We start from the raw sequence: 9,540 nt of genomic DNA, 5'->3' as shown, positions 1-9,540 counted from the left end.
TACCAAACAAACGATCCCACCAATTGCTTACCCTTCCCCAGAAACCAGGTTTTGGATCTTCTCCAAGAGTTCCACCAAACCCCGTAAAAATATTACCTCCTGAAGATTCAGTACTTGTAGACATTGTTGCAACATAGGCTTTAAAAGCCTGTTGTGCTGCTTCCCCTGAATAAGAAAATAGTTCTGCTACAACCCATTACCTTTCGTAAAATCTCTTTTTAATTTATCTTTAAAATCTTCAAAGTTAGCATGAAAAAAATAAGGTGGAGGTGTAGCAAAGCGAAATATTAGCTCGTCCATAAAAAAAGCAACTCTTTCCCAACAGTTATCTTCGTATTCATCATAATTATATTTATGATGTATATTCTTGCTAAATTCAATAAAATCTTTTTCTGTCAAAAGGTATTTATCTTTATACAAATTTATGTATTCAAATATTGAAAAGAAGAAATCTCTATACTGATCTAGAGTGAGTCTAGAGAGATTTTCTGGATTAAATTCAATATATAATTTTTCTAAAATTTTTCTTATGATAATATCTCTTTCTTCCATATATTTAATTATTTTACAGGTTGCCAAGCTGGGGCAGTACTTTGAATCAATGCTCTAAATGTTCCTACATTCATAGGAATTGCAGGTCGAATCTGACCATAGTTTGGAACATCAGGATTCAGAACTGGTAACCCTGCTAAACCATAAGATATTAAAGAACTTGCTGATATTCTAAAAATTGTTCCTTTTCCTCTGCTAAAATCAGGAACATTAGGTGGTACTACATCACCATAGCCTACAGTAACGGATAAACCATTTGCAAAAAGAGGTGTTATCATCGTGGAGTTAGAAAGAAGATTAACATCTCTATCTCTTAAGCCTAGTTTATCTAAGCCTTCCCCAACCATAGGCATACCGTTTACATTTCTCATATTTCTGTATAAATATAAATTGCCAGATTCATTAGCTGGTACATCTGTTGCTACTGTAGTAGGTACAGTTAAAGGTAAATCCCTTGCCCAGTTATATTCTGGATCTTTCATCATGACAGGTGTTAACACGGCTCCTAAAGTTGCTGCTCCAACGGCTACTGAAGTTACCTCTATAGCTGAGAAAAATTCAGCAATTCGTATTGGTTCTCCAACTTCAACTGCCCTGGAGACCTCAGCTCCTCTTGTAAGCGTTAAAATATCAGCCCCTTTATTTCTGCCAAACAAACGATCCCACCAATTGCTTACCCTTCCCCAGAAACCAGGTTTTGGATCTTCTCCAAGAGTTCCACCAAACCCCGTAAAAATATTACCTCCTGAAGATTCAGTACTTGTAGACATTGTTGCTACATAGGCTTTAAAAGCAAACTGTGCATCAGCACCTGTAGCAGTCATCCCAGCCCCTGTATTTATAACATCATTCCCATCCGGATCAATCACCATCACAGGATTGTTGATGGCATAGTTATAAGGACTCCATGCGCTGTATTTCTCAGACATGGCATCCATGGCACCCCATCTTCCCAGATCAGGCATCAGCATCCTGGCGCCGTAATCATACATCCCGGTTTCCTGAAGCTCTTTGCCGTTGTATTTATAGCTGTAAAAGCTTCCAAAACCTGAAGTACTGAACGATCCTGAGATATGGTTGAGCCCAAAGGGATAATAATTGTTGGTATCGATAATTTCAGGAGCATCTGTGCTATCCTTGGATAAAAGAATAGTATTAAAACCACTGCAAAAGCAATGGTTTTAATTTATTATCTGAAAACGAACGAGATGCTCGCACTATTGGGGACTTTGCTCAGTGTTTTTTTATTCTATAATTTTCTGATAACAATTTTCTCCATAATGACCAAAGCAGAGAAAAATGTTTTTATCTTTTTTTTTGAAAGAAGTTATATAAGTTGTATTAGTGTCTTCTACATCCTCTGGAAAAGCAATTAAATCTTTGTCTAAATTTAGATAAAATTTTGAAAGTGTTATAGATTGATTATCTATTTTATATTTTGAATCGTAATCCAATAACTTTTTCCCTTCCATATTATAAATAACCCTATTGTACACTCCATCTCTGTGAATTGTCAGGGTATCATATGTATTTTTATATGATACTGGCGAATATTTTCCATACATATCTTCACTACTAATATTTTGACATGAAAATAGAAGTGGTAATAAAATTAAACTTATACATTTTTTCATATTTATTAAATTTAAGTTGTTCGATTTAAAATCTAGGTCTTTTTAATATAGATGGTGGTGTTACAGCTTGTTTAAAAACGTTCTTTAAGGTTGGGTTAATTACTTTTTTTTGAACTTCGGAATTGCTTTCAGTCCACATATAAGTCTGATATGTATTTCCAAAGCTATTTACTTTTCCTTCGGTTCTTTCAAAATTATTTACTGGTAATCTATAAAATAATGACTCCTGAGATTTTGAATCTAACATTAAAAAAAGTGTTTCGTCTCCTAATTTGTACCAAGATACAGTAGATCTTCCCCACATCTGCTCATACCCATCAAAATTTGCTCTTATAGGATTAGCCTGAAGATATGTCATCTCTACAAACCCTTTTGGATCTTGTGAGTTTAATGATGCTTGTCTTGCTAAAGAAGAATATGGAGACGATGCCTTATCTAGAGAAGCAAAAGGTCCATCATTAGAATCATTAAAATCACTAAATAGACTGCGAGCAGGTCCACTTCCTCCAAAATATTCAATTGTTATCGTTCCCCATCCTATATCTTTTCCTCTATGAGTATAACCTCTAATAATAGATTCTCCACCTGTAATAATATTTGAAGCTCCAGTTTGTCGACTAACTACTTTAGTATCTCCATTTCTTTGATGGTAAAAATCTATTTTATTTCCACCTAGGTTACTAATCATCTTGCCATCCCTATCATACTCATTATCCAATCCCGTAAATATATTACCTCCTGAAGATTCAGTACTTGTAGACATTGTTGCTACATACGCTTTAAAAGCAAACTGTGCATCAGCACCTGTAGCAGTCATCCCAGCCCCTGTATTTATAACATCATTCCCATCCGGATCAATCACCATCGCAGGATTGTTGATGGCATAGTTATAAGGACTCCATGCGCTGTATTTCTCAGACATGGCATCCATGGCACCCCATCTTCCCAGATCAGGCATCAGCATCCTGGCACCGTAATCATACATCCCGGTTTCCTGAAGTTCTTTACCATTATATTTATAACTGTAGAAACTTCCAAAGTTAGACGTACTGAACGGCCCGGAGATATGGTTCAGCCCAAAAGGATAATAATTGTTGGTATCGATAATTTCAGGAACGCCTGCGCTGCTTTTGGCAAAGGTTACCCTGGCATTTCCAAGGTGGTCTCTGTATTGGTAAATATAGCGGTTTTCCGTGAAACTGTAAAAGCCTTCTGCGGTGGCTACAAAATCCAGTTTCCACTCCGGTATTGGTGTTCCGGGAAATACGAAGGATGCACTTTTATAGGCCTGCTGTTCATAGGCACTTTCTGTTCTGCATTCCAGGCATATTCCACCTCCTTCCGTGTAGCTGTACTGGAAGCCATCCAGATAATCTGTAATACGGGTGGTGGTAGATCCTCTTGGCGGAGTACTGGAATAAGTTTTACGGAGCTTGGTTCCGTCTGCACGGTAAAGATAACTCATCGTGCTGTTCAGCAGCTGCCCCAATCCGTTGATCTGCTGCATGCTATAGCCGTTGGAAAGGTTCAGATGGTTGTATTGAATCGACTGGATTCCTTTGTCCAGCATATCTTTCATATTTCCGTTCAGATCATAGGAAATGGTGTTGTTTCCGCCTTCATATCCGGTATCGTTCAGGGCGTTTTCCGTCACTTTGGTTAAAAGGTTTCCGGTATAATTGTAGATCAGGTCATCTACCTGAGCAGATGTTGTACTGCCGCTTGCAGGGAAAGCATTTCTTTTTAATGTTTTAATGTTTCCGTTCAGATCGTAGGTCAGGTGTTCATTATAATTATTATTAAAAGGTACAGTGGCATTGGGCTCGGAATATACGGCATCCTGAAGCCTGCCCAGTCCGTCATACGCATAGTTATACCGTTTCAACACATCTTCGGAAGCATTTTTCCAGTCGATCTCCGTAACATTTCCTGTAAATCTTCCCGGGGCAATATTCGGGTTCACAGGATTGAAATATCTCATTTCATATCCAAGCAGCTTTCCGTTAAGATTGGACGGATCATTGATTTTCGTCAGCCATCCTCTGATATTGTAGGTATAGTTGATACTTTGTAAGGGTTGTGAAAGAGTTGTTCCACCCAGTTTTTTGTTTTTCAGCTGTGACAGTTCATTATACTCGTTCTGTACCAGAATTTCTTCAGGATTGGTATCCACCTGGTGTTTATGCACCAATAACCTGTTTTGTTGGTCATAGGTGAAAGTCTGGGTGATTACTTTTTCAGGATCAGAGGAAAGTCTTTTGTGATACGCTTTGCTCTGTCTGGTGACCCCGGCAAAATCAATATCCAGTTCTGTTCTGGTATATCCTCCCAGGTGATTTTGGGCGTATGATCCTATGGTTCTTCCTTTCTGGTCATAATAAATATAGTTTTTGGTCCAGTTATCATCCTCAATATTTTTTACAAAGCTCATCACAGAGAGACCTTTGGTGCTTTTACCATCAACGGGAGTATCTTTTAAAACCGCGATTCCCTGGATCAACTGCGGAAAAGCGGGATTAAAACTGTAATTGGGATAGCTGTCATAATAATTTACAGATAACAAACTTACCCATTTCGAAGCATGGGGATATGAAGTGGCAGGATCATAAAAGACATCCATTCCTTGTCTGTTAAAGACAGCAGAACTGGTCATTTTTACATTGTTGTTTGTAATTCCGTCAACAAGTCCCTGCTCTGTTTTTCTATCTCCGCCGGTTGCTATTCCGGTAAAACCAGCTCTTCCAAACTGATCATATTTGGTATACATCCACTGTCCCTTTTCTTTAAGATTGGCATCCTGTGAAGCTACCAGTCTGTTCTGCCTGTCATACACCATGTATTCCCATCCTTTACCGGGAAGTTTTTTTTCTGCCAGCCTGTTTTTGCTGTCATACTTATACTGATAACATATATTATCAACCGCTGCAGAACTCAAAGCTGCGGCTGATGCCAGTGGCGGAATCACATAAGCCAGTTGTTTGTAATCGTTGTAAACGTAATAAGTATCTGCATTTTTTACGGCATCTATTACTTTTCTGGAAAGTATGGTCTGGCCGGTGGCATCTTTAAACTCAACCACTTTATGACCGTCTTCATCGGTAACCGTATTTTTAACGAGCTTACCGGCTGCATATTCTACAGCATTGTACTGTAATTCGTTTTTGTAAACTTTTTCCGTAGGATCCCAACTGACCGTTACCTGATAATTTTTGACATGATCGGCAGCCGTATTGAGATCGTAACCCAATACTACCGCTTTGCCATTCCAGTCGTTTCCAATTGGTTTCTGTTGTAAGACCCTCTCTAACGGAGACTTTTCAAGAATTTTTTCTGTATAGGTCTTTTCACCGGCGTAGATACCAGTAGCATCAGCAACAGGAAAAGAAACCATTCCGGGAGTCTGGGGATAAACAGCTCCATTGGAAGTGGAACTCTGAGGAACCGCAAGATAGGTTCTGGTCTGCCTCCCCAGATCATCATATACAACAGGGGTTACGATATCTTTTGCTAAAGGTGTTGCTTTTACACTCACAACCTGTTTGGGTCTTCCCAGAAGATCAAAGTATTGTACTGTTTCTGTTTTTTTGCTGCAGTCTTCATTCAGACAGTCTGTAGTGGATATATAGTTTTCGGTGGTTGTTTTCTGAGCCTGTAAACAGACAGCAGAAAAAAGACCGGATAGTAAGAGTATTTTTTTCATCTTAATTGAAATACCAGAGGTTAGGAATGAGAAGTCAGGATGCGGAATTCTTGTTTTTAAATGCTCATTTTTCATGATCAATGTCCGTAGTTATATTCGTATTTCTTCAGTGCTTTTCCTGTTTCATCTTCTATTTTTTGCAATCTTCCTGCTGCATCATACTGGTAAACGGCACGAACTCCCGTAGGAGGGGTCATGGTTTTCATTCTGTTTAAGGAATCAAACAGATAGGTAGTGATTTGATAACTGCTCAGATTGGCATTGTTTCTGAAAGCATCAAGGGAATTTTGAAGATCCTGTTCAGAAACGGTTGCCATATCGGATTTACTGATGATATCAGAAATATACGGAGCGATCTGGCTGTATGCTGCTCCTTCTATTTTCGCAATTGGCTGTGTTTTGTTGTAGCCCCAAACCACGGAAACCGTAATTCCGTCCTTAGTAGTATACTCTTCCAAGTTTCCCTTTGCATCATAGCGGCTGAAAGTTACTTCGGAGGCCACAGAATTCTGAGAATCATAAGAAACAGCTGAAGAGGGATATTTGTTTCCCGGATTGTCATACTTGGTTTCTGCTCTTGACAGCAATTTTCCTGTGTCAGAAACGTTTTTTCTGGTTATGGTGGTGATCTCTAACGGAATACCTACCATATTGGCATTAATTAGTTTTTGGTTGTTTTTGTCTAAGGCATACTTATACGTAGTCTCCTGAATACTGCCGTCGAAGGAAGTTGATCTTTCCAGATTTGGTTTATTGTTATAGGAATTTCTGAAGACTTCATTTTTTGTTTCTATCATTCCGGTATCAAAATAATTTTTAGACGTTACTTTACTGTTCTTGATCCAGGTGGTTTTGAGATAAAAATTTCCAATAGTATAACTGGGTGCCACTAAATATGAAGGTCCGTTATATTCTTCAAATGTATAATCAAAAATATCTTCAGATAATTTCTGATTAGAACTGCTATACACTTCTTTTTTATCAATAAGCCCTCCTCTGGTAATATTAAAATTAGGCCATACGCCGGAGCCTGAAGGTATAGGGTAAGAATCAGGAGCCTTAAAGTAATACCTTATATATCCGTTATTATTTCCCTGGGAAACTTTTATATTCTTGTAAATAAAAACGGGGCTGGCCGGATCCAAACCATTTAAAGAACCCCCTTCAACAAGATATCCACTAGAAGATCCTTGATTATCAAATGTATTATAATCATATTCTTCGATTGTTGCGGGAGTTACATTGAAAGTATTATCGGGCGTACTATTAAAATATTTAATAGTTCTAATTCTTGGTAAGCCCGACTTTGGAATCCACTGGACGCCTACACTGGGTTCTCCTACTATTTTTGATAGGCTAATAACTGCAGGAGGATCAAATGTTATGTTACTGCAGCCTATATCATTGCAATATAAATCAAGATAATATTCACCCGGATCAAATATTCTTTTCTGAACATATTCGAAATTAGTGTTTGGATCTACTGGTACTCCAATACTATGGGAGATTGCATATGAACTTCCATTCTTTTTCCAGAACTGTGCAGCCCATGAGTAAGATGCAAGATCCCCGATAGCTGTAGCATCTATTTCTATAGTCTTTGTTTCAGTAAGGGTAAAAGCGTATTTCCTTACTCCATTTGCCTTGGTAAAAGATATATCTGCTAAAGCTACCTTGGATGTGGGTATTTGTATTTCTTTTCCGTTATAAGCGTAGGGTATCATCTCAAAATCATATCTGGCAACCCCTCCTGTAGGTAATTTTACATTTTTGAGCATCACATACTCATCACCTTCTTCATAGCCGGTACCTATGTAATCAAAACCGTAATTTTCAATTATTTTTGCATTCTGATCAACCTGGCTGAATGAAGCTAATGTTCTATAATTCACCGTAGGATTGCCGACAGAAATGTATGAATATTTGAATACATATTTTTTTATAAAAGCATTATTTGCTGTTTTAAGAATAATATTATTGATGGAGAATATATCCTGGTTTTTATTCTCATTCTCATTTTTGTCATAATTTAATTCTATAATCCCATGTCCTTTTGCTTCGATACGGGTGAGTTTGTTCGTTTCTGTACTGGTAACCTGATCCACTCCGGGTGGATATTTCAAGTCCCTTAAATAGCTATATTTTACCAGTTCCTGCCCGTTTTCATCAAGAATTGAAGATAGATAAAATGTACTTCTGTACTTTCTGTCTCCATGTCTTGGATTATCTTTAGGATCATTATAATAGAGCCATACATGCATCATGCTTATATCATAATCCTTAAAAACATATTTAATTCCTGACTCATTTGTTATCGTAAAGGAGTCTAAAATAAGAGTTGCCTGATTAGCTGATCTTTGATATTCAATTTTAGATGTAAAAGGAGTTAGTTTTACAACCTGAAAAGTATTATTCAGCGTATCTCTTATAAACCTGAATTTCCCAGATTCTCCAGGAATATTAAAATTATAAATATCATCAAATTCGTTTTTGTGATAATAAATATAACTAGTGTCATCAAGCACTTCATCAAAATCATTAAGTATTTCCCTTGAAACAACTCCTGCTCCCAGAATCATCCATCCTTTACCTACATCACTTACTCCATCTCTGCTTGAAGTATTAGCGGCATGATAACTAATTCCCAAATTTATATTTACCGATTTGTTTCCTGTTTCAACATTAATTAACGGATAAGATATATCGGGTATTCCTGTCTGTACAGAAACAGGAACCCTGTTGTAGGTAGACAAACCAGCCACAGAAGGGGCTGGCCGGACAATTTCAGTATTCTGACTTTGTTGCTGACCATTATATAAGGTAAATCCCAGCATATAAATCAATAATAAAAATATTTTCTTCATAATTATTAGCTTTATTTTTTAATCAATTTAGCATTCGCCGTTTTATTGTTATCCGTTTTTATCGTCACCAGATAAGCTCCCTGAACCAAAGCCTGGGTATTGATCTTAGTGACTCTGTTCTTTGTTTTTAGCTTCTGAAGCTGTCTTCCACTCATATCATACAACAGAATATCAGCATCCTTGAAATCAAAGCCGATTTCCACATACGCATAATCTGACACTGGGTTTGGATAGATCTTAATGTCATACTTTTCAATCAGATCACCTACCTGCTTATCTCCCAGCTTTACAATCTTCCAGTTTTCTTTGCCCAGTTCTTCAGCACTGGTTCCTGCCAGAACAATAGAGCCGTCTCTGTTGAGTTTTAAGTCAGAAAGCCGTTCCTCTTTTTTTCTGGATTCTCCGGTGATATGCTTTCTCCACTGTTCATTGCCGTTTTGATCCAGGTACAGCATCCAGAAAGTTTCGTCATCGGTTTCTATTCTTCCTTCAGCCTGAGTATAACCTCCCAATAAGATGCCTTTAGAAGATTTGTCATCCGCAGAATGAAGGACACTCATACTCATCAGGATATCTCTGTTTTTAAAATTGTAAGATTTCTGCCACTGTTCTTCCCCTCTTTCATTTAAAGAGATCAGCCAAAGGTCCGTTCCTTCTTCAATGCCTACAGTTTTGTTGCCCGATCTTTCTGATCTGGATTCTCCGCCAATGATAAATCCATTGGAACTTAAAGCCAGGGTTCTCAAATGATCATCACCTTTCCCTCCAAAATTCTTTTCCCATTCTACTT

General features: G+C 37.7%; 6 protein-coding genes. All 6 read right to left on the bottom strand.

Annotation, left to right across the window (positions count from 1 at the left end; all coding sequences use genetic code 11):
* Positions 1-186: 186 nt before the first annotated feature.
* The gene (locus C8D70_RS20385) at positions 187-552 is read right to left on the bottom strand and encodes a hypothetical protein (protein ID WP_146212912.1); all 366 of its coding nucleotides are present in this window, start codon (positions 550-552) and stop codon (positions 187-189) included.
* An 8-nt stretch (positions 553-560) separates the two neighbouring features.
* Entirely contained in the window at positions 561-1,664 is a 1,104-nt protein-coding gene (locus C8D70_RS20380) for an RHS repeat-associated core domain-containing protein (RefSeq protein ID WP_228408075.1), read from the bottom strand.
* Positions 1,665-1,796: 132 nt separating this feature from the next.
* A complete protein-coding gene (locus tag C8D70_RS20375; protein WP_146212911.1) occupies positions 1,797-2,186 on the bottom strand; it encodes a hypothetical protein in 390 nt (129 codons plus the stop codon).
* Between the two features lie 25 nt (positions 2,187-2,211).
* Positions 2,212-5,886, bottom strand: a complete 3,675-nt coding sequence (locus tag C8D70_RS20370) for a DUF6443 domain-containing protein (RefSeq protein ID WP_228408074.1) — start codon at positions 5,884-5,886, stop codon at positions 2,212-2,214.
* Between the two features lie 77 nt (positions 5,887-5,963).
* Positions 5,964-8,750, bottom strand: coding sequence for an RHS repeat domain-containing protein (locus tag C8D70_RS20365; protein ID WP_110368504.1), 2,787 nt, complete (start codon positions 8,748-8,750; stop codon positions 5,964-5,966).
* 11 nt (positions 8,751-8,761) lie between these two features.
* Positions 8,762-9,540 (bottom strand): T9SS type A sorting domain-containing protein (locus tag C8D70_RS20360; RefSeq protein WP_146212910.1); only part of this gene is annotated, 779 nt, incomplete at its 5' end.

This window comes from Chryseobacterium sp. CBTAP 102 (assembly GCF_003201365.1).
GTDB lineage: Bacteria > Bacteroidota > Bacteroidia > Flavobacteriales > Weeksellaceae > Chryseobacterium > Chryseobacterium candidae.
Note: the sequence above shows the minus strand (reverse complement) of the source record. Positions and strands in the feature narration are given on the sequence as shown.